Here is a 21,913-nt window from a genome sequence, read left to right on the forward strand (position 1 = left end):
TAGTATCAAATACCAAGTACCAAAATAAGGTTTTGGTTGTTTGTCTAACAACGAACACCTATTCATGGTGCGGAAGCATCATGAGGATATAGACTGTGCTTAATAAACTAAAAACCACTGCTTGCACCAGACTGGTTAACATAGCTAATAAGAGAAACGGGAAATGGAGCGGAATCCCAACCGGAATTTTGAGAAATCCGAGTATGAAGATTCCTAATCCTAAAAAAACCGCAATTAATACATCTTCCCCCATAATATTACCGAATAGACGTAACGATAAACTAACCGGTTTAATTAACTCCGTGATAATATGCAGCGGTAACATCAACGGAACCAATAAGATCGTAACGATATTTCTCGGTTCTCCAGCCAAATGGTCTAGATATCGAATGAGTCCGCGTTCTTTGATTCCGATATATTGGACATAGAAGAAAACCACTATCGCTAACGCGGCTGTGGTGTTAATGCTGGACGTAGACGATTTCATCAGCGGGATCAATCCAGCAAGGTTCATACACACGATGTATAGGAATAGCGTACCTAAAAATGGTACATATTGTTTCCCGCGTTCTCCTAAAATACCGAGGATAAAATCATTTAATCCGCTCACAATCAATTCAACAAAATTCTGCAGTTTGTTCGGAATAAGCTCTTGTTTTCGGGTAGCTAGATACGCAACGATAATTAAACAGAAAGCTATAAGAATCGAAAAAACGATATTTTCCCAATGATGGAGAATCCCGATAAACGGTATATCCTTCCACTGCTGGTAGAGAAGGGTAATAATATTCTGGAGTTCCGGCGCACTACTTTCAGTAGGAGCGTGCGCAGATTCAGTAGTAATTGCAAAATACGGTATGGTATCAACGGCAAGCATGGTTGTCAGTTGTTAAGTTCTTCCGTTTTTCCATTCGACTTGGTTATTTGTAGCCCGAGAGCTTTTAATAAAGTAACAATGAATAATATTGAAAATCCGACTAATAGCCCATATATTGGTAGTTGCGCGTACCGTAATATTAAATAACCGATGCCATACCACGCCGGAAACTTCAGCGCTAATAAGTAACCGATTCGTTTGCGGTCGTTACTTTCCTTAATTAATAGGGCAGACCCCAATCGCATGATTAACCAGAAATTCCCAATATTCCAAGCGGAGCCGATCATTAATCCCAGCCCAAATAGAAAATTATAATAGTATGCGGTGAAAAGCGCAACTATTATCGTTACCCAAGCGGTGGTTAACAAGCATCGTTTAAGAAAATTAATTTCCATTTTTCGGCTCTTTCATTGCCATTTTTATCAGGGTAATCGTTTCTTTTATTCCGGCAATAAACCCGAGCAGTAAACAACTGAGCATTAGCCAGGGCGCAGTATTAAATCTTTTGTCCAACCAATCCCCGATATAGAACCCAACAATTGGTCCGGTTCCGAGCAAAAGGGGAATTGCGGTAAGCAATCCCACCCGACGTAATAGCAGATATTTATTATCCTGATTCGGTGCCGACACAATCGAACCCTCATAATTTATTGTACCACGTACTTATCGAATCTGCACCTTGTTCCCAAACAGGTTCTCACGAGACTAGAATTTCACAAGCATACAGTTTTGAATAAAATGAATTAACGGTAGGGGATAAAAACCAATACAAATTGTTCCCAGCAACGTTATGACTAATGCCGTCTGCAGAAAAACTGGGCGCGGGATTAGAGTTCGTTCTTCAGGTTCTTCAAGATACATTAGTCGAATTATTCGGAAATAATAAAATGCAGCTACGACACTGTTGATTGCGACCGCGACGGCTAGCCAGAAGAGGTTTGCTTGTATTGCTGCAGAAAAAACATAAAATTTCCCGATGAATCCTGCTAACGGCGGAATCCCGGTCAGTGAAAGTAAAAAAAGCGCTAACGCTGCAGCGAGAAACGGGGCTCGTTGTCCTAACCCTTGATATGCGGCTAATAAATCGCTATCTAACGCATTAGAAATGAAAATAACGATGGTGAATGCCCCGAGGTTCATTAGGAAATAAACGAATAGATAGATTAAAACACTCTGCTGCCCTAACGTAGTTGCTACTGCTAGTCCAACGAGGATATATCCTGCCTGCGCGATACTTGAATATGCGAGAAGCCGTTTGATGTTCTCTTGCGTTATCGCAACAATATTCCCAAGAGTCATCGTTAATACTGCTAACAAACCGATTAACCAACTCCAATCTGACTTGATCGAACCGAATGCGGTTATGAACACCCGAAGGAGCACCGCAAATCCGAGTCCTTTAGAACCAACGGAAAGCAATGCGGTTATCGGGGTCGGTGCACCTTCGTAAACATCCGGTACCCACATCTGAAACGGAACCATAGCAATTTTAAATCCGAATCCAGCGAGAATGAGAAATAACGATAAGAAAATCGCTGGTCTATAATCACTACCGGTGCCAAGAGATACGGCAATTTGGTTAATATCCAGCGTTCCAGTTAATCCATATAAAAGTGACATTCCATAAAGCATAATCCCGGAACATAATGCACCAAATAGAAAATATTTTAATGCTGCTTCGCTCGATTTAATATCTTTCTTTAGGAATCCAACGAGAACATATGAAGTTAGACTAACGAATTCGATTGCCATATAAATCATAATCAGGTTTAATGACGATGCCATGAGAATCATTCCAACGGCGATAAATAATAGTAATGCATAATATTCGCCGATATACTTTTGCGGCTGCTGTTTATACTCGATAGACATTAGAATAACCACGGCGATAATCAGTAAGGAGATCAGTTTGAAGAAAATCGCAAACCCATCACCAGCGAGCATTCCGGAGAATAAGGTATCCCCAGTCGTAGGGATAAATACCAATACCCACAAACTGATAATTATCCCGGCTAAACTGCAAAGCGGGATAAACCGTTTATTATGTAATCCTAAATCGAGGAGAATAATGAGAAATCCGAATCCGAGCAGGATAAGTTCCGGAATAAAATAAGGTATACTCTGGGTTACACTCACGGTAATACGCCTCCAACTTTCGCAATCAATGTAGTTATGGTCGGATTAATCAGATTCAGTAATAGAGCAGGATACACCCCAATAAGAATCGTTAAAATAATCAGCGGAATTAATGTTGATAATTCCCGTTTGTTAATCTCCGTTAGCGCATTCCATTTTTCATTAAACGGACCGAGTAGAATGCGTTGGAGCATATAGAGTATATATCCTGCGGTTAGAACGATTCCGATAACCGCAATAATGGTATATATCGGGAAAACTTTATAGGTTCCGAGTAAAACCATAAATTCACTGACGAATCCTGACATACCTGGCAACCCTAACGACCCGAGTGAAATAACGGTTAACACACCTGCGTAAACTGGAATTTTAGCACCCAGCCCACCGAATGCATTCAAATCGCGGGTATGCGCCCGGTCGTAGAGAACGCCAACGAGCAAGAACATTCCGCCGGTTAACAGACCGTGGCTGAACATCTGGAAATATCCGCCGTTCCAACCGGCAATAGTGAATGCTGAGAGTCCCAGCAGAATAAATCCCATATGACTAACGCTACTATACGCAACCAGTTTCTTGAAATCCTGCTGAGCCATCGCGACGAATGCGCCATAAATAATTCCGATAACTCCAAGTACTGCGAACATAACCGCGAACTCATGTGCTGCTTGCGGTAATATCGGATGGCTGATTCGATAGAATCCATAGGTACCCATTTTTAAGAGAATTCCGGCTAGGATGACTGAAATTGGGGTTGGCGCTTCAACGTGGGCGTCAGGTAACCAGGTATGGAACGGAAACACCGGCACTTTAATTGCGAATCCGAGGAATAACGCTAAGAATACTAACTGTGCCCCTCCGAATCGGAAGAAGGAAATTCCGGCGTTTAATCCGGTGGTAAGTGATTGCGATTGCGCTGCTAGTTCAGGGATACTGAACGTATGTGGGGTAGAAGCAAAATATAGCGCTAAAAAACCTACTAGCATAAACACGCTTCCGGCAAGGGTATATAAAAAGAATTTAATTGCCGCATACTCTTTACGTGGACCACCCCAGACACCTATCAAGAAATACATCGGCACTAACATAACTTCCCAAAAGATATAGAACAAAAATAAATCCAGAGAAACAAAAGTTCCGAGCATACCGGTTTCGAGCAGAAGATATAGCACCCAATATTCTTTAATTCGAGGGCTGATATTCCAAGATGCAATCGCTGCTAAAAATGAAAGCAAAGCGGTTAAAAATACCATCGGAACACTAATTCCATCAACGCCCATATAATAATCAATATTTAACGCTGGGATCCAAGAGAATCGTTCCTGCATCTGGAATCCCGGATTCTGCGCATCGAATTGATAGATGATAACCAAGCTTAGCAAGAGGCAGATGAACGTTGTTACAATACCAATTAGTTTGATGCGCGTTTCCTTTTGTTTATCCGTAAATAGAATTATTACTGCACCGAGTATCGGTACAAATGTTATTAAGGTTAGTATCGGCATATTCAATCCTTTATTAGTTCGTTACATTCGCGAAGTTCGCGGTTTAAAATATAAGAATTAATTTAATCAAAATCATTATAGCTAACCCTAAAATTAGGAATAGCGTATAGTTCTGAATGATACCGGTTTGCGCTTTTCGGAAAATGCTGCTGCTGGTTTGGGTAATCCACCCGGTGAAATTAACCAAGCCATCAACGATATAAATATCAATTAAATTTTTCAGTTTGCTTAATAACACTGTTGCCCACGCTACCCCATTAACCGTTCCGTCAATAATCAGCTGGTCGAACGCAAATGCGAGTTTTGTTAGTTTAAAGAACGGTCGAATGATCATGTATTCATAGAGTTCGTCGAAGTAATACTTATTAATCAAAACGCGATAAATAAATGGTAATCGACCGGCAATTGCTGACATAGATAACGTAGCCGGTTTTTTCCCATACGCTAAATACGCTACGACAATTCCAGCAGCTCCAACCAGAACAGAAATAACCATAATAACTAAACTCGGTTCACTATGTTCATTCCCGAAATAGATATAATGCTGGAACCAGTTACCAAATAAAGGTGAGCCGGGAAGACCAACCACGGCTGCAGCGAATGCTAATAGAATAAGCGGGATAGTCATAACTTTTGGAGATTCATGCGCATGGATTTCTTTATTTCTCAACGTTCCGGTAAAGGTCATAAAGAAGAGACGGAACATATAGAACGCGGTGATAAATGCGGTTAAGGTAGCAATAAGGTAAATTGCAATATGTCCCGAACGATACGCTGCCAGCAAAATCTCATCTTTACTCCAGAACCCGCTGAACGGTGGGATACCGGCGATTGCGACACAAGCGACCAAAAATGTTATTGCCGTTATTTTCATTTTCGAATATAAACCGCCCATTTCGCGAATATCCTGGGTTCCGGTTCCGTGAATAACACTCCCTGCACCGAGAAATAATAACGCTTTAAAAAACGCATGCGTGAACAAGTGGAACGTTCCGGCAGTATATCCGCCGACGCCAAGACCGACGAGCATAAATCCGAGCTGGCTGATTGTCGAATAGGCGAGAATACGTTTTATATCGTTTTGAACCAGCGCTATTGTAGCTGCCATAAATGCGGTGATGGTTCCGATATAAGCGACGATGAGTATTGCTTCGTGGTGGTAATGAAATACAATATAACTGCGTGCAACGAGATACACTCCCGCAGCAACCATGGTTGCTGCATGGATTAACGCGCTGACCGGCGTTGGTCCTTCCATAGCATCTGGAAGCCAGACATGAAGCGGAAACTGCGCTGATTTCCCGATTGCACCACAGAAAATTAGAATTGCAGCGATCGTTAATAAATATCCACCTTGGTTGACAACTGATTCGGTTAAATCTACAAAATGTAGTGTTCCGGTAGTATAAAATAGGATGAAAATACCAATGAGCAGACCCGTATCACCGATGCGAGTGGTAATAAACGCTTTTTTGCCAGCGTTCGCTGCTGAAATCCGTTCAAACCAGAAGCTGATTAAAAGATACGAACATAACCCGACTAATTCCCAGAAAATAAATAGTTCTGCAAAATTATTCGCGAGCACTAACCCAAGCATAGAAAATGTGAATAATGACATATAAGCGAAAAACCGAGAATATCGCTTATCACCATGCATATATCCGATAGAATAGATTTGGATTAGCATACCGATAGTCGTAACTACCATTAGCATCATTGCAGTTAACGGGTCGACCATAAACCCAAACTTGAGCTGATAACTGCCAAAGGTTAACCATGGGAGGAGATTAGTATTGATACTTCTACCGTGAAATGTATCTAAGAATGCACCGAGTGAAGTTATCAACGAGCAGAAGATAGCAAAAATCGAGATGTATGCGCTTAATTTCGGGATTCGTTTCCCGAAAAGAATAATGATAATAAACGCGACTAACGGGAATATTGGAATTAAATAAGAATAATTTATCATATAATAACAAATGAAAGAACGGGAGAACCGATAGGGTTCTTTAGTTCCTTAGTTTTTCGGTTCTTTAGTTAGTATCATCACCATTTCATCAGGTTCGTTTTATCAACATAAACCGTTTTCGCATTTCGATAAATTGAAATAACAATCGCTAATCCGACAGCTGCCGCCGCTGCCGCTAGTCCAATCGTAAAAATAGCAAAAATCTGACCAGTTCCTTCCGCCGGATTCATAAATCGTGAGAAAGCTACCAGGTTGATGTTGGCCGCGTTAATAATCAATTCAATTGACATCAGAATCCCGACCGCATTCCGTCGAGTTAATGCGCCATAAATCCCGATACAGAATAAAATTGCTCCGAGAATAAGATAATGCGATAATGGAACCATATATCGTTTAATTCCAAATTTCAAAATCCAAATCATTTAATCCGTTTCGATTATGTTCGGTGATTAACCGATTTGTTTGCCATTTGGATTTTGTCATTGGACTTTACTCCCAAAGAGTCTATCTCTTTTCTTGCGAGAATAATCGCACCGATTAATGCGATTAATAAAATAATTGAAATTATTTCAAATGGGAAAACATAAAGGGTTAACAATGCTTCACCGAGTTTGGTTATATTCGCGAGATTGGTTTCACCATAAAGCGATTTCCACGGGGTTAAAACCAGAATGATGATTAGAACTACCGCTAACGCTAAACAAACAATGAATGAAACTAATTTCTGTTCATTTGTCTGCCGGATTAACGGGCTGCCGACCCGCGCGGTTAACATCACCACAAAAATTATTAGCGTTACAATCGCTCCGACATAAATCAGGATTTGGGTTAACGCTAGAAACTCAGCGTTTAAGAGGAGATAAACCCCTGCAATGAAGAATAACACTGCCGCTAACGTGATAATCGAATGGAATAGATTCCGCAAGGTGACGACGAGAATCGCTCCGATAATAATCAATATTGCGAGCGAATAAAAAATCATTGCCGGGATTATTTCCGACGGGGTTAAATTAAGTTGCGTTAGAAAATCCATAATATAAATCCAGTGCTAAGACCGAAGTCCGAAATAAAAAATCAGCATACTACTACGACTTAATCCTGTTTGTTTTCTTTTCCTTTTTTTAACAAATCAACATATAGTTCTTGTCGAGTATATGTTGCCCATTCATAATCTTGAGAGAAAACGATCGCATTAGTTGGGCACGGATCAACGCATAATCCGCAATACGCGCAACGGTCAGCATACCAGATAAACTTATCCAGCACATTTTTTTTCTCTTCTCGATGGGTTACAATTTCCAAATCATTATCCGGACAAGCGCGAGCACAGGCTAAACATCCGATACATTTATCTACATGGAGTTTCAATTGTCCCCGGAATCGTTCTGGCATATTCCATTTTTCATCCGGGTACTGCAAGGTTATCGCCGGTTTGAATAAATATTTTATCGTGACTTTCATTCCGACCAGCAGCGACCAGAGACCGGATACTATCTTTATAAAATAATTCAGCATAGCGACTATAGAGCAAAGTCCGAATTTCGGACTTTGCTTACAATTGAAAACTCATGTGTTAACATCAGATTCACCGTCGGTAAACCGGTAAATCTGATTTATTTTTTATTATTTATTAAATATTAACATTAATAATCCGGTGATGGCGATATTCATAAACGCTAACGGGGTTAGGACTTTCCAACCGAATGTCATCATTTGGTCAACTCGGACACGTGGAAATGTCCATCTGAACCACATCAACACAAATACCAGAAAATATGTTTTCAGCAAGAACCAGATGATTGATGGGAAAAATGGTCCTTGCCATCCTCCGAAAAATAACGTGGTAGCTATGGCGGAAACGGTGAAAATATTGGTATATTCGGCAACGAAAAAGATAGCGAACTTCATTCCGCTATATTCGGTATGAAATCCAGCAACGAGTTCTGATTCCGCTTCCGGAATATCGAACGGGGTTCGGTTGGTTTCAGCGGTGGCTGCAATGAAATAAATAATAAACGCAAGTGGCTGGATGAAAATAAACCATGCGGATTTCTGCGCTTCAACAATTGATACCATGCTCAACGACCCAACCATCATTACGACACTTATAACGGATAACAGCAACGGGACCTCATAACTCACAATCTGGGCAACAGTTCGCATCCCGCCGATGAGAGAATATTTATTATACGAGCTCCACCCAGCCATAAAAATTCCGATAACCGCGATACTTCCGATAGCTAAAATATATAACAAACCTAAATTCAAATCTTTCGGAATCAATCCTTTATCAAATGGGATAACCAGAAAAGCCATAAATGCTGGGAACATAACCACGACCGGCGCCGCTAGATACGGCAGTTTATCAACTTTTTCCGGCATAATATTTTCTTTTAGCAGCAATTTAATCGTATCTGCAATGCTCTGGAGTATTCCATGGTATCCTACGCGCATCGGACCGAGTCGCGATTGAATATGCGCACTAACCTTTCGTTCCATCCAGATAACGAAAAATCCATGGATAGCAATAAATGCCGCAATAACTCCAGCAACTAAGAACATAAACGCTACATCCGTTCCGAATACTATCCATTCCGTCAAAACTGGCGGAAGCCCGTTCTCTGTGCATATATCACGTACGAGGTTTAATATTGTTATTGCTAATCGCTGTAAATCTACCATAATTGCAAATACCAAATACCAAGTATCAGGTGCTAAAAAAGAAATTTTTACCCTTTTCCATCGACTTACTTATCTGTCCAATTCGCCCATGACCATATCTAAACTACCGCCAATAGCAACAATATCCGCTACTTTCCATCCTTTCGCAATTTCCGGTAGAACACTCAGATTGCTAAAACACGCTGACCGGATTTTAAGCCGATACGGTTTTGGTGTTCCATCGCTGATAATATAGAAGCCAATTTCACCGCGCGGCGCTTCGGTTCGGAAATACAATTCGCCTACTGGCGGGCGGATAACTCGCGGTACCTTCGCCATAATTTCACCATCCGGAATGTTTTCTAGCGCTTGTTCGACGATTTTCAAACTTTCCCGCATCTCGTCAATCCGTACTTTATATCGGTCGTAACAATCGCCGGTTTCTCCGGTGGGAATATTAAAGTTAAACCTGGGATAAATTGAATACGGTTCGTTTTTCCGCAAATCCCATTTAACACCGGAGGCGCGAAGATTCGGACCGGTAACTCCATAATTTATTGCCATATCTTTTGGTAAAATGCCAATTCCTTTTGTTCGATTAACGAAAATAACATTATCGCTTAATAAATCCTCATATTCTTTAATTCGCGAACGACAATAAGCGATACACTTTTGCGCGTGTTCAATAAATCCTTGCGGTAAATCAAAGCGGACGCCGCCGATGCGAAAATAGTTATACGTTAATCGAGCGCCGCAAGTCATCTCAAACAAATCGATAATTTTTTCCCGCTCCCGGAAGCAATAGAGTAACGGGGTCCAAGCGCCAAGATCGAGTGCATAGGTTCCAAGCCAAACTAAATGACTCGCAATACGGTTTAATTCGCACATAATCACGCGGATATATTCCGCACGTTCCGGAACCTGAATTCCCGCCAATTTTTCTACTGCCATACAATATCCCATATTCATATTCATTGACGCCAGATAATCTAGCCGGTCAGAATATGGAACATACATCGTATAGGTTCGGTTTTCTGCAATTTTTTCATGATTTCGATGCAGATAACCGATATAAGGAGTAACCTGTTTAATCACTTCGCCATCGAGTTTAAGGAGTAACCGCAGAACCCCATGTGTACTCGGATGCTGCGGTCCCATATTCACTTCAAACTCTTCGGTTTCGATATCTGACACCAAAACGTCTGGACACGGTTCAGTTATACGGTTTTTTTCTGATTTAGTCATTCTCATCAAATAAGGTACTTTTAAATGTTAAATTTCAAATGTATGCCAAATGATTTAATGCTAAAAAGATTGATATTAGAACTTTAACCTTAGGTACTGATTTTACATTTAATATCAGGCATTTGACATTATATTATTTAGTTAATTTTACCATTCCTTCTCGATTATAATCCTTCCGGAGCGGATATCCTACCCAATCATCCGGCATAAGAATCCGCCGCAAATCCGGATGCCCGAGAAAAACGATACCAAATAAATCATATACTTCTCGTTCATGCCAGTCTGCGGTTCGCCATAATGTTGATACGGTCGGAATTTTCGGGTCAGTTCGCGGAGTTTGCACTTTCAAAGTTACTTTATGCAAATGAATCATGGAAAACAGATGGTATACAACCTCGAGGTTTTCCCCGCGGTCAACACCACTTAAACACATCAGACTATCAAACGCTAAATCTGAAGTTTCTTTCAGATAGAGACAGATGGGATAAATACTATTCGCAGGAACAATCATCGCCTGAGTTGCATCTATACGCAATGGCGTCTGCGGGAAAGCGGTTTGTAATCGAGTTAAAATATCTTGTGGTTCCATTTGACTACTTCACCACAAAGGCACCAAGCCGTCCGAAGCGGAGTTATACTAAATTTTTATTTTTATTGCTAATGTTTGTTGGTGTACTTTGTGTCTTGGTGGTAGAAAATTTTTTATTTTTTAGATCTAATCGTTTCTTTTTTTATTTTTTCCTGTAACTGCATTAAGCCATAGAGCAATGTTTCTGGTCGAGGCGGACAGCCGGGAATATATACATCTACCGGAACCACCAAATCTACTCCTTTAACCACACAATATGAATCATGGTAAAACGGTCCACCGGAAATTGCACAGCTTCCCATTGCCATAACGTATTTCGGTTCCGGCATTTGTTCATAAAGCCGTTTTAATCGAGAAGCCATTTTCTCGTTTACAGTTCCAGCGACAATCATCACATCTGCTTGTCGGGGGGTTGCGCGATACAATCCCGCACCGAATCGGTCAATATCATACCGGGATGCGCCAGTACAAAGCATTTCAATCGCACAACACGCCAAGCCGAAGGTTAACGGCCATAATGATGACCGTTTTCCCCAGTTGAGAATGAAATCCGCTGGAACGATGACCACATTTCCCCCGGGAACTTTATCAAGTATATCAGCTACTTTATTGATTACAGCCACTCTAACGCTCCTTTTTTCCACGCATACGCTAAACCAATGATAAGAATCGCAATAAATAGCATCATTTCAAGATACGCAAACCAGCCAAGCGATTTGAATACTACCGCCCAAGGTATGATGAATAACGCTTCAACGTCAAAAATAACGAAAATTAATGCAATCACATAGTACCGAACATTAAACTGGAACCGTGACCCGCCGATGGTTTTCTCGCCGCATTCATATGGGATAGTTTTCTCGCCGACAATTTTTTTTGGGCGAAGCAACCAAGAGGTAATAAATGCGGCTATCGGGAATATAATGCCGACAATAAAAAACACGCCGAGAAGCGCGTAGTCAGTGAGCATAATTTATCCTTATTTTTAGTTAGATAAGGTTAAATATTATATCGTAATATGATATTCCTGTCAAAGAGGATATATACCGATTTCATCTAAATCTCAGCAAGTAGATTTCAGTTGGAGAGACTCGATTTTTCAGGTTATTTCTAATGCAATCAATGATGTCATTAAACCATAATTTTTTCGATTCAACCTTAGATGAAATTGTTGCCTTGTGAGGAAAAAGCCAAGGAGAAGGATTTGTTGCAGACAACTAGAATTATCGACTCATACAATAGCATGGTTTTTCCGAATTTTATGCGGAAAAGAATCTAGGAATATCGTTATACCTATATCTTTCTACATATTTATTGTTCGTTTTCGATTACAAAAATGAACTGAGAACGGTGGGGAAACGGAGTTGAATGGTTCAATTCCGTTTCCTCACCGTAGGTTAAAAATAGCCGACACTAATGAAATCCGTTGGTTTGAATAGAGTTAGGGGAATTATAGATATTTTTCGAGAGTATCAATGAGTTTGGAAGCACCGAATCGAACTGGGTCAGTGGTAGGAAGTCCGGTTTCTTGTTCAAGTCGAGCGATTTCTTTCAATGCTTCAGCTTCTGACATCCATTTAGTATTCAAAGCGATTCCGACCACTTTCGATGGACGAATATATTTCAGCAGCTGTTCATGCATCTGGATGAGTTCTGGGAACGGAGGAAACGGAAATCCTTGATATTCATCTATTTCAGTTCGACCGGCTTCGTGACATAAAATCATGGTTTTCGGCATACTCCCGTGCATGAGCGCTAAGGTTACGCCGGAATATCCAGGATGCAAGATTGACCCTTGTCCTTCAATAAAGATAAAATCGGTATCCGACGGATATTTTAGCAAGATTTTTTCTATTTCACCAGCCATAAAATCAGCGATAACCCGGTCGAGCGGTATCCCGCCATTAGCAATCATAATTCCGGTTTGCCCGGTAGCGAGAAATTCGGATTTATATCCGCGTTTTTTCGCTTCTAAATGGCATTCGAGCGCCGCGGTCATTTTCCCGCAAGCGCAATCGCTGCCAATAAATAGAACGGTGTTCGCTTTGAGGTTTTTCGCTAGCCCGCGCGCAACATAATTATCCGGTTCCGGTTTCCGAACATCGTAGATTTTAACCCCAGCTTTTTTTGCTGCTTCTGCAAATTCTGGGTCGTCACCGAGCATGTAATGTAATCCGCTGACGATATGGAGTCCGCGATTGATTGCATCGAGAACAACATGCCGATATGTTTCCGGTAGAAATCCGCCTATAGGTGCAAATCCAATCAATAAACTATCCGGTTCATATTGCATCGCTTCATCCAGATTTTTGACGATAGGAACCTGATATGAAGTGAGCACCAGCTGACGGATATCTTCTCCTGCGTGCGTCGAATCAATCACGGCAACGACATCCTGCCCGCGATATCGTAGAACTCCAATTGCGGTTTTTCCGTGCAATATGGTTAAACATCCTTCAGCAAGGATAACGATACGTTTGATGTTAAGTTGCATAAACGTATAGCAATAGCAAAATCGGAATCCGAAACAAAAGTTTACCTCAGAGCCCGCAGAGAAAATATTATTTTGGTTTATTACCGAAAGATAATCTCAGCGAACGTAGCGGTCTCTGGGGTAAAGACTTCGCTTTTGTTTCGATATTCGATATGCGGATTTACCTTTATTATGGTATACTTTTGAGCAATAAAATGAATAGATTTTGTATCATAAATCGACAATAGGACGCAACTATTTCAAAATGATCATGAAGGAAACAAGCTTCCTAAAGGCAAAGGGCAAGCAAGCTTGCGCAGTCCGCATTTTTCTATGCAAAAAGAAACAAAAATAATAATTCTTTTAATGGCAATAGCGTTTTCTCTATCGTTTATCGTCTATTGGAAAACATTAGCGCCAACGGTTAGTTTCGGCGATAGTGGAGATTTCATTTCCGCAGCGTATGTGCTCGGGATTTGCCATCCGCCGGGATATCCGCTCTATTTGCTTAGTGCAAAACTATTCAGCTGGTTGCCGATAGGAGCCAATATCGCATTTCGAATAAATCTCTTGAGTGCATTTTGTGCAGGACTCGCCGTGAGTCTGCTTTATCTATTAATCCTTCGTGTCCAACAATGGTTTTATCCAAACGATGAACTACTTCGTGAAAATCGAAACATCGAGATTCCAGAATGGATAAAACATAGTATTGCCATTCTCGGTGCATTATCCTTCGCTTTTACTTCCAGTTTCTGGTCGCAAGCGGTTATCGCAGAAGTGCATACGCTCAACGCCGTTTTTACGCTCGGATTAATCCTAACCATTTTTGCTTTCGTTAAATTTGAAGAACTGCGGTATCTTTATACCGCAGCGTTACTCTGGGGATTAGCATTCGGCGTGCATCAAACGTCAGTGTTGTATCTACCAATCATTCTCTTATTTTTCTGGAGTAAAGGTGTTCTGAAAAAAGTGCTCGAAATGAAAGTTTTGGTATTCCTGTTCGCCTTTGCCTTTCTTGGCTGGGCGGTACATCTTTATTTACCGCTGGTTGCGGTTCGTAATCCGGTTCGGAATTGGGATAATCCACAGACCTGGAAAGACTTCTACCTATTAATTTCGCGCGCGGATTATCATAAATTCCGCTGGGCGCGGTCGCTGCCAGTAGCGTGGAGTCAAATCAGTGCGGCTGCGTTCACTTTAATCAGCCAATTTACGATTTTCTTTTTCTGGCTCGGGATCATCGGATTATGGCGAATGCTTAAAACCGATTGGAAAACTACCGGATTCATTTTGTTGCTCGCGTTAACCATTTGGGGTTTTTTCGCTGCCGTGACTAATTTTCCGATGGAATATAATATCTATATCAAAACGCGAGAAGCGTTTTTTATTCCGGCGTATCTGCTGTTTACAATCTGGTTAGCGCTCGGATTGAGATGGATTACAATCAATTGCCGAGCACTGGCATTACATCGGAGCCGTTCAATCGTTATCCTCGTAGGAGTGGTTATTCCCTTGACGATATTATTCGCTCATTATCACGAAGAAGATAAATCCGATTATTATTTCGCGGAAGATTTAGGACAAGCGATTCTTGATACCATGCTACCGAATGCGGTTTATTTTGCGGAAGATGACCCATTTATCTTTCCAGTACAATATCTTCAAATCGTTGAATCGAAACGACCGGACGTAACGATAATTCCGCGGAGTACGATGTATAAATGGTGGTTTTACGACCAGTTTAAAAAGAATAATCCGAATCAATTACGGATACCCGAATTTGAACCGGATAACGTTAAGTTAATGGAGGAATATCTCGATAAAAAGATGAATGAATTTATTGACCTCAATCTTGAACGCGTGCCCATTTACTTCTTATTTTCGCCGAAACCGAATTTGAATCAGAAATATACGATTATTCGAACCGGATTACTCTATCAGGTAGTAACGACTGTGCCGATAGAAGTAGCGGAGTTAGGCGAATTGAAGTATCGTCCACCGTTGGTAACATATCGATATCGAGGGAAACCGGAAGATGGATTATCCGATGATGATTGGACGCAGTTTGCAGTTCTACAATTCTGTAATTACCATATTCGACAAGGGGATTATTTTGCGGTACGGAAAGAATTTCAGAAAGCGGTAGACGAATATTTTCAGGCAACGAATGTTAAACCAAACAGTGCGGAGTCATATTTTCGGCTCGGTCTGCTCTATGAATTTTTAGAAGATTACAACCGGGCGAAACAAGCGTTTGAGAATGTATTACTCTTGCAGCCGGACTTCCCGGAGGTTAAGCAAAAACTTGACCGTTTGAACAAATCTGCACAACCACTAACTCCTACCAGCTAAGAGCTATATGCATAGATAATCGTTTTATGGTTCTTTTGTTTCTCGATTTTGGAGTTCCTTAATAGCTTTCTCAAGGTTATATTGCGCACGAGTGTTATATGGGTTTAATTCCAATACTTTTTGAAAACATTGCTTTGCTTCCAGCAATTTCCCTTGTAACGCTAACGCTATGCCTAAATTATTCATCGCTTCTGTGAACGTTGGATATCGCGCTAGCGCTTGATTGAAATAGGGTATCGCTTGGTCGAGTTTCCCTTCTTTCAATAATAAAATACCGAGATTGTTATATGGATAAGCGAAATCCGGTTTAAGTTCCAACGCTTTTCGATAATATTTCACCGCTTCGTCGAATTGATTTTTTTCCGCGAGTGCTAATCCGAGATTATTGCACGCTAACCAGGATGCAGGATTCTTGGCTAGTGTATAGCGAAATAAGGTTTCATCACTTTCGTAGCGTTCCGCCTGTTTCCACGTGAGAAAACCGAGGAGTGTAATAATAGCGATTCCCGCGATGCGTAGGATTAATTTTCTGGTTGTTTTTACGGTTACATCATAGAGTTTATATCCTAACGAACCGAATAGTATGATCGGTCCGATACTGGCTAGATATTGGAATCGGTCAGCCACAAATGAATGATACATATAGCTAAAACTAATAAACCCTAACGTTGGTGCTAGTGTAACAGTAAAAAAAGCGAAACTAGCAAAAGCGCCACGACCGATATATTTTTTTCCGGCATAAAGTGTAGCTAAAAAAACTAGATAGGTTAATGGATAAACCAGTTGGGTAAATAATCCAACCGCTAAATTCCAGCGAGGATAAACAGTCAGAAGGTTAACTGGGTAGATTAATTTGGTTAAATAAAACCATAACGCTTTGCCGGCGATATACCCACGTTGGATTGGAGATAATTCGATCACCGCTAGAGATTGCCGTTGGTTGACAAACCAAATATCAAAATAAACTATGATAATGGCAACTGCAATAAACGGCAGAATCGGAATAAAATCCACGCGGGTAATTCTACCGTTTTTCCACCATAGATATAGCAAGAGGGCAATCGGTAAACTTACGGTAATAGATTTACTCAAAAGCGCCAGAATGAATAGTAAGAGGGCAAGAGAATACCCCGCAATCCGTCGGTTTTGGGTAGACGCGGTTAAAAAATTTAGATACGCTAAAAATGAACTGAGATAGAAAAAGCCGGATAATACATCTTTCCGTTCAATAATCCAGGCAACGGATTCGACATGCACCGGATGAAATGCAAAAATCAGTGAGATAAACCATCTACCAGGAACCTCTATTTTTTTTAAAATACTCCATAACAAAATGACATTACCTGCATGCAATACAATATTGATAAGATGATAGCCGAACGGATGCGCGCCCCAGAGCTGATATTCAATCCAGAAAGAAGTATAAACCACTGGCCAGTAATGTAATTCAGGGATATTTGCTTTTGGTGAAAACCAAATTTTCCAGAGTCCATCAAAGTTTTGTAACAGCGGGTTATCAGTTACAGCATCATCGTCCCAAATAAAACCTGCAAATAATGCCGGAAAATAGCTTATTAGAACTAAAAGGATTATTATGCTGCATTGACTTAAATCCCGTTGCAATATTGATGGAAGAGAAAATTCTCTAAGCATATTTGCCATTATTATAGCGTAAATTTTGAAATTACGTGAGATAGGAATTTTCCTACTAACCCACTCTAGAGTTAGGGCTAAAACCACGCTACTCTCGATTAAAATCGAATAGAGAAAACCGTCAGTTGCCCGTGAGTCCGTTTCAAACAGATTACTAATCCATCAGAATATGTTTTTCCGGAGTGAATGGGGAAGAACTTTTAGGGATAGAAGATATCGATACCATTAATGGTTATCGCTGGTTATCGTTCTGGTGGGAGGATATGGGTTGAAAATTCATCGCTGCTGATGTTATAGTTTGGACAGACCGGACCTGAAGCAACTTGGAATCCGCCAGGGTATGGTAAATTGTTCGTCGGACAGACCGACCAGGCAGACCGGAGATATTTTGCAATTTCGCTGTTGGCATCGTTTAACGGGTCAGGAACAATATCGGTACTAGCTTTTTTATTTTCGAGCGCCCATTGTTGAACCGCATGGTCAATAACCCGTAAATTATTAACACAAACTTTCGCGTTAACAGCTTTTCGCCGTTTCAAAAAATTCGGAAGCGCAATTGCCGCTAATAAGCCAATTATCGCAACAACTATCATTATTTCAACTAGCGTAAACCCGAATTTATTTCGTTTCATAGGAAGGAAAGAAAATATTGATTTCAAAATAAGCGACAGTAATATACTAGCTCTGACTAGATATTACTGCCGCCAACATAGTTTAATACCGAGTTTATACAATTACCTCGCCACTACTATGGTAAAACATGCAATGAGAATTCGTCGCTAGTCGCTGAGTAGTTCGGGCATACTGGACTTGATTGTACCTGGAAGTTAAGTGCGTACGGCGAATCGTTCGTTGGGCAAGTTGACCACGCACCACGTAAATAGGCTTCAATTCCGGGTCTATCAGCTGCGGTAAGCGTATATGTTCCAGCTTTCTTATTTTCGAGCGCCCATTGCTGAACCGCGCCGTCAATCTGTTTCAGGTTGGACACGCAAGCTTTAGCACGCGACATTTTCCGAGACTTAATAAAGTTCGGGATCGCAATCGCGGCTAATATCCCAATAATCGCAACCACAATCATGATTTCTACTAAGGTAAATCCTTTTTTGGATTTGAAAACGCTTAACATAAAGTTATCCCCTCCTTTCTGATAGTAATTTTAATAAATTATTAAGCCTTACGGTTCGTCTGGTAAGTGCAATAGTTATGCCAAAATGTACTTTTGAAAATATATTAGAAGATAAATAATATAACCATAATATATTCAATTATTTGAATGTAATTAATATTTCTATGCTGAACGGTTCTATCTAGGTAATATTCGAGATTCAGTTTCAAAAATGTATAGGTTACTTTACATGCTGTTACATAATCTCGCTAAATTAACTAAAGATTATTATAGATGCAAAATTATGTTGGTAATGTTAACCTTCTATATGTTGTTCGAGTTATGGAGATGTAATTCCGTATTTTTCGAGTTTATCATACAGTCCTTTTCGACTTACTCCAAGTAGTTTCGCAGCTTCAGTTCGATTTCCCGACGTTGTCGCTAATGCCTGAAGTATTAGTCGCTTTTCAAGTTCTGCAACTAATCGGTCAACTTTCTCTTGCATTGGAAGCTGACTTAATAATAGCTCTTCTGAAAAGAGTGGTCGTTCCGGAAAGGTTATGGTACCTAATGGGAGTGAATCAATATCAATAACCTCATTTTGCGCTAGAACCACGGCACGCTGAATCACATTTTCGAATTCGCGAATATTCCCAGTCCATTCACGTTCCATCAGTATTTTCATTACAGATGCCGAAACATGTTTAACCTTTTTATTAAATTTCTGATTATAAATATTGAGAAAATGTTCTAAGAGTAAGGGAATATCTTCTTTTCGCTCGCGGAGAGGCGGCAGATAGAGCGGAACGACATTAATTCGATAGAATAAATCTTCTCGGAACGTGTTATTTTTTACCGCGGTAACCAAATCTTTATTGGTAGCTGCGATAAATCGCAGGTCAACTTTAATTGTTTTCGTGCCGCCAACTCGCTCGAACTCCCGTTCTTGCAACACGCGTAGAACTTTTGCTTGTGTGGTTAAACTCATATCGCCGATTTCATCGAGAAATAAGGTGCCACCGTTTGCGAGTTCAAATTTTCCAATCCGTTGTTGGTATGCGCCGGTAAACGCGCCTTTTTCGTGACCGAAAAGTTCGCTTTCCAGCAAACCTTCTGGTATCGCAACGCAATTCATCCGAATAAACGGTTTTTCGCTTCGTTTACTCCGTTTATGGATGGCTTCAGCAACCAGCTCTTTTCCGGTACCACTTTCTCCATAAATGACTACGGTTACATCTGATTCTGCGATCTGCTCGATTTGACGATAGATATCTCGCATAACCTGACTGTTTCCTACGATATTTTCAAAGGTAAGCGTTTCCCATTTTTTTTCCAGTAAGTTTTTTAGCTCCCGCTGGAGCCGAATTTTCTCTAATGCTCGACGAACTACAATTCGAATTTCGCCTAGATCGAACGGTTTGTTGAAATAATCATAAGCGCCGAGTCGGATTGCTTCCAGCGCTAAATCCCGAGTGCCAAATGCGGTTACCATAATCACAGTTAATTCCGGATCCTGTTCCCGAAGCTGTCGTAAGGTTTCAATTCCATCTAATCGCGGCATTTTCATATCCAAAATAACCAGGTCGAATGCGCTCTCCCTTGTCTTATCCAACGCTTCAATACCATCAGCTGCAGTTACGACCTGATATCCTTCGCGAGTCATAACTTCCCGCAAGGTAAACCGCATATCTTCATCATCATCGACCACTAAAATCTTTGGGTGAACTAATAAATTCGTCATAAATAAAGGTAAATTTCAACTGTTCAAATTTCCCTGATTTGTCGTTGTTTGGATAGTCTCATCAATTATCGGTAATCGGATGCGGAATATTGTACTCTCGCCACGAACCGATTCAACTTGTATGATACCACTATGCGCTGCAACTATCTGATGTGCAATTGATAATCCAAGACCGGTTCCATTTTTTTTCGTAGTATAAAACGGGTCGAAAATCCGTTCGTAGTCTTCCGGCGCAATCGTCGACCCATAATTTTTTATTTCAAAAATAGCGAACCCGCGGTTCGGAACTGGATATTCGGGTGAACGAAAACCATATTGAGTCGAGATTTCAATCGTGCTATTTTCCGGGCTCGCTTCATAGGCATTAATAATCAGGTTCAAAAACGCTTGAATTAATTTTTCTTTTTCCATTTTAAATACGGGAATCGTCTCATCATATTTCTGGTTCACCTGAATGTTTCGTTCTGATGCTGCTGATTCTTTCGCAATCGCAAGCGCTTCTTTAACCAGCATATTGAACTCACCGAATTCCATCCCTGCGGAACCTGCTTGACCGAAACTCAATAACTCTTCAACGATTTTATTCAATCGGTCGATTTCTTTAATGATTACTTTTGTATATTGCCGTTTCTGATCATCCGCAGGAATATCCTCTTGCAGCAATTGAGCTAATCCACGCATTGACCCGAGTGGGTTTCGGATTTCGTGTGCCAGCGCAGTTGCTAATGTGCCTATAGCTGCCAATCGGTCGGAACGATGCAATTGCTGTTGAATCAGTTTTTGTTTCGATAAATTCTTAAAGGTCAGAATAAGCCCGATGACCTGGTCGTTTTTATCTTTTAATGGGGAAGAGGTTAGTTCAATCGGGAGCCGTTTTTTATCCGTAGTGACCAAGTCTAACTCGATAGAAGAATACATTTTCTGTTCTTCTAATCCCGTGCGAATAAAAGCTAATAGCCGTTGGTTATCTGATACCATCGGGATAATCCGTTCAATTGGTTTGCCCATACAATCGGAGGCGGATATTCCCAATAGAGATTCTGCTGCTGCATTCACCATGGTTATCGTTCGGGATTTATCGAGCGTGACTACAGCACCAGCCATACTTTCAATGATATATTTATTGCGTTCGTAAACGAAATTTCGCAAATTGCTGACCATCCGATTGAAACTATTACCGAGCTGATCAAATTCAGTATGCGTATCAATATGGATAGTTCGAGATAAATCACCGGTCGCAAGTTTATCTACGGTTGAAGTGATCTGTTTAATCGGTTGCACAATGGTATAACCAAGAATGACCCCAGCGATCGCCGCAAATATTACGCAGAGCCATAACGCGGTGGTTAAATAATCCAATAAGGTATGAACAACATTCGCATCAGTAGACGCAGAAGAGAGCTTGATTTCAACAATTTTCAGAAAGACGATACCGGTCAGAAAGACCGTAACAATCACTAGCATCGGAATAGCTACCATTAACCGGATACGGAGCGCTGGCCGTGTTTTTTTCGGTTTGGTTTGATTTAATGATTGCGGCATGATTAATTTAATCTTCTCCCTCCTTAACCGCAAACCCGTACTGATAAAATACAGGAAAAACTATA

General features: G+C 40.7%; 19 protein-coding genes and 2 pseudogenes. 1 reads left to right on the top strand and 20 read right to left on the bottom strand.

Annotation, left to right across the window (positions count from 1 at the left end):
* Positions 1-58: 58 nt before the first annotated feature.
* The 15 genes from atpB to N3A72_04895 all read right to left on the bottom strand — a co-directional run bounded on the left by atpB (position 59) and on the right by N3A72_04895 (position 13,473).
* Entirely contained in the window at positions 59-877 is an 819-nt protein-coding gene (gene atpB, locus N3A72_04825; GenBank protein MCX7918926.1) for a F0F1 ATP synthase subunit A, read from the bottom strand.
* Between the two features lie 5 nt (positions 878-882).
* Positions 883-1,272: a hypothetical protein gene (locus tag N3A72_04830; GenBank protein MCX7918927.1), complete on the bottom strand. Its 390-nt coding sequence runs from the start codon at positions 1,270-1,272 to the stop codon at positions 883-885.
* Positions 1,262-1,507 carry an AtpZ/AtpI family protein gene (locus N3A72_04835; GenBank protein ID MCX7918928.1) on the bottom strand — a complete coding sequence of 82 codons (246 nt, stop codon included), beginning with the start codon at positions 1,505-1,507 and terminating at the stop codon, positions 1,262-1,264. Before N3A72_04835 ends, N3A72_04830 begins: the two co-directional genes overlap by 11 nt.
* A 75-nt stretch (positions 1,508-1,582) precedes the next feature.
* Positions 1,583-3,013 (bottom strand): NADH-quinone oxidoreductase subunit N, encoded by a 1,431-nt coding sequence (locus N3A72_04840; GenBank protein ID MCX7918929.1) that lies wholly within the window; start codon positions 3,011-3,013, stop codon positions 1,583-1,585.
* On the bottom strand, positions 3,010-4,515 hold the full coding sequence (locus tag N3A72_04845) for an NADH-quinone oxidoreductase subunit M (protein ID MCX7918930.1): 1,506 nt from the start codon (positions 4,513-4,515) through the stop codon (positions 3,010-3,012). Before N3A72_04845 ends, N3A72_04840 begins: the two co-directional genes overlap by 4 nt.
* A gap of 43 nt (positions 4,516-4,558) precedes the next feature.
* Entirely contained in the window at positions 4,559-6,484 is a 1,926-nt protein-coding gene (gene nuoL / locus N3A72_04850) for an NADH-quinone oxidoreductase subunit L (protein ID MCX7918931.1), read from the bottom strand.
* Positions 6,485-6,561: 77 nt separating this feature from the next.
* On the bottom strand, positions 6,562-6,870 hold the full coding sequence (gene nuoK / locus N3A72_04855; protein MCX7918932.1) for an NADH-quinone oxidoreductase subunit NuoK: 309 nt from the start codon (positions 6,868-6,870) through the stop codon (positions 6,562-6,564).
* Between the two features lie 50 nt (positions 6,871-6,920).
* Positions 6,921-7,517, bottom strand: coding sequence for an NADH-quinone oxidoreductase subunit J (locus N3A72_04860; protein MCX7918933.1), 597 nt, complete (start codon positions 7,515-7,517; stop codon positions 6,921-6,923).
* Positions 7,518-7,576: 59 nt separating this feature from the next.
* Complete coding sequence (locus tag N3A72_04865; GenBank protein MCX7918934.1) at positions 7,577-7,999, bottom strand: NADH-quinone oxidoreductase subunit I; 423 nt, start codon at positions 7,997-7,999, stop codon at positions 7,577-7,579.
* Positions 8,000-8,107: 108 nt separating this feature from the next.
* A complete protein-coding gene (gene nuoH / locus N3A72_04870) occupies positions 8,108-9,166 on the bottom strand; it encodes an NADH-quinone oxidoreductase subunit NuoH (GenBank protein MCX7918935.1) in 1,059 nt (352 codons plus the stop codon).
* 69 nt (positions 9,167-9,235) lie between these two features.
* The gene (locus tag N3A72_04875) at positions 9,236-10,390 is read right to left on the bottom strand and encodes an NADH-quinone oxidoreductase subunit D (GenBank protein MCX7918936.1); all 1,155 of its coding nucleotides are present in this window, start codon (positions 10,388-10,390) and stop codon (positions 9,236-9,238) included.
* A gap of 133 nt (positions 10,391-10,523) precedes the next feature.
* Positions 10,524-10,901, bottom strand: coding sequence for an NADH-quinone oxidoreductase subunit C (locus N3A72_04880; protein MCX7918937.1), 378 nt, complete (start codon positions 10,899-10,901; stop codon positions 10,524-10,526).
* Positions 10,902-11,092: 191 nt separating this feature from the next.
* Positions 11,093-11,575, bottom strand: a complete 483-nt coding sequence (nuoB, locus tag N3A72_04885) for an NADH-quinone oxidoreductase subunit NuoB (GenBank protein MCX7918938.1) — start codon at positions 11,573-11,575, stop codon at positions 11,093-11,095.
* A 17-nt stretch (positions 11,576-11,592) separates the two neighbouring features.
* Complete coding sequence (ndhC, locus tag N3A72_04890) at positions 11,593-11,949, bottom strand: NADH-quinone oxidoreductase subunit A (GenBank protein MCX7918939.1); 357 nt, start codon at positions 11,947-11,949, stop codon at positions 11,593-11,595.
* A 480-nt stretch (positions 11,950-12,429) separates the two neighbouring features.
* Positions 12,430-13,473, bottom strand: a complete 1,044-nt coding sequence (locus N3A72_04895; protein MCX7918940.1) for a DUF1611 domain-containing protein — start codon at positions 13,471-13,473, stop codon at positions 12,430-12,432.
* A gap of 312 nt (positions 13,474-13,785) precedes the next feature.
* Between N3A72_04895 and N3A72_04900 the strand changes: the two genes are divergently transcribed.
* A complete protein-coding gene (locus N3A72_04900; protein ID MCX7918941.1) occupies positions 13,786-15,804 on the top strand; it encodes a DUF2723 domain-containing protein in 2,019 nt (672 codons plus the stop codon).
* 24 nt (positions 15,805-15,828) lie between these two features.
* Here the strand turns inward: N3A72_04900 and N3A72_04905 are convergent, their stop codons facing one another.
* The 5 genes and pseudogenes from N3A72_04905 to N3A72_04925 all read right to left on the bottom strand — a co-directional run bounded on the left by N3A72_04905 (position 15,829) and on the right by N3A72_04925 (position 21,848).
* Positions 15,829-17,466 (bottom strand): tetratricopeptide repeat protein, encoded by a 1,638-nt coding sequence (locus N3A72_04905; protein ID MCX7918942.1) that lies wholly within the window; start codon positions 17,464-17,466, stop codon positions 15,829-15,831.
* A 530-nt stretch (positions 17,467-17,996) separates the two neighbouring features.
* A pseudogene (locus tag N3A72_04910) lies at positions 17,997-18,089 on the bottom strand (prepilin-type N-terminal cleavage/methylation domain-containing protein).
* A gap of 395 nt (positions 18,090-18,484) precedes the next feature.
* Positions 18,485-18,586, bottom strand: a pseudogene (locus N3A72_04915) (prepilin-type N-terminal cleavage/methylation domain-containing protein).
* Between the two features lie 319 nt (positions 18,587-18,905).
* Entirely contained in the window at positions 18,906-20,306 is a 1,401-nt protein-coding gene (locus N3A72_04920) for a sigma-54 dependent transcriptional regulator (GenBank protein ID MCX7918943.1), read from the bottom strand.
* Between the two features lie 15 nt (positions 20,307-20,321).
* Positions 20,322-21,848, bottom strand: a complete 1,527-nt coding sequence (locus N3A72_04925) for a PAS domain-containing protein (protein MCX7918944.1) — start codon at positions 21,846-21,848, stop codon at positions 20,322-20,324.
* Positions 21,849-21,913: the final 65 nt, after the last annotated feature.

Source organism: bacterium (assembly GCA_026416715.1).
Lineage (GTDB): Bacteria > UBP4 > UBA4092 > JAOAEQ01 > JAOAEQ01 > JAOAEQ01.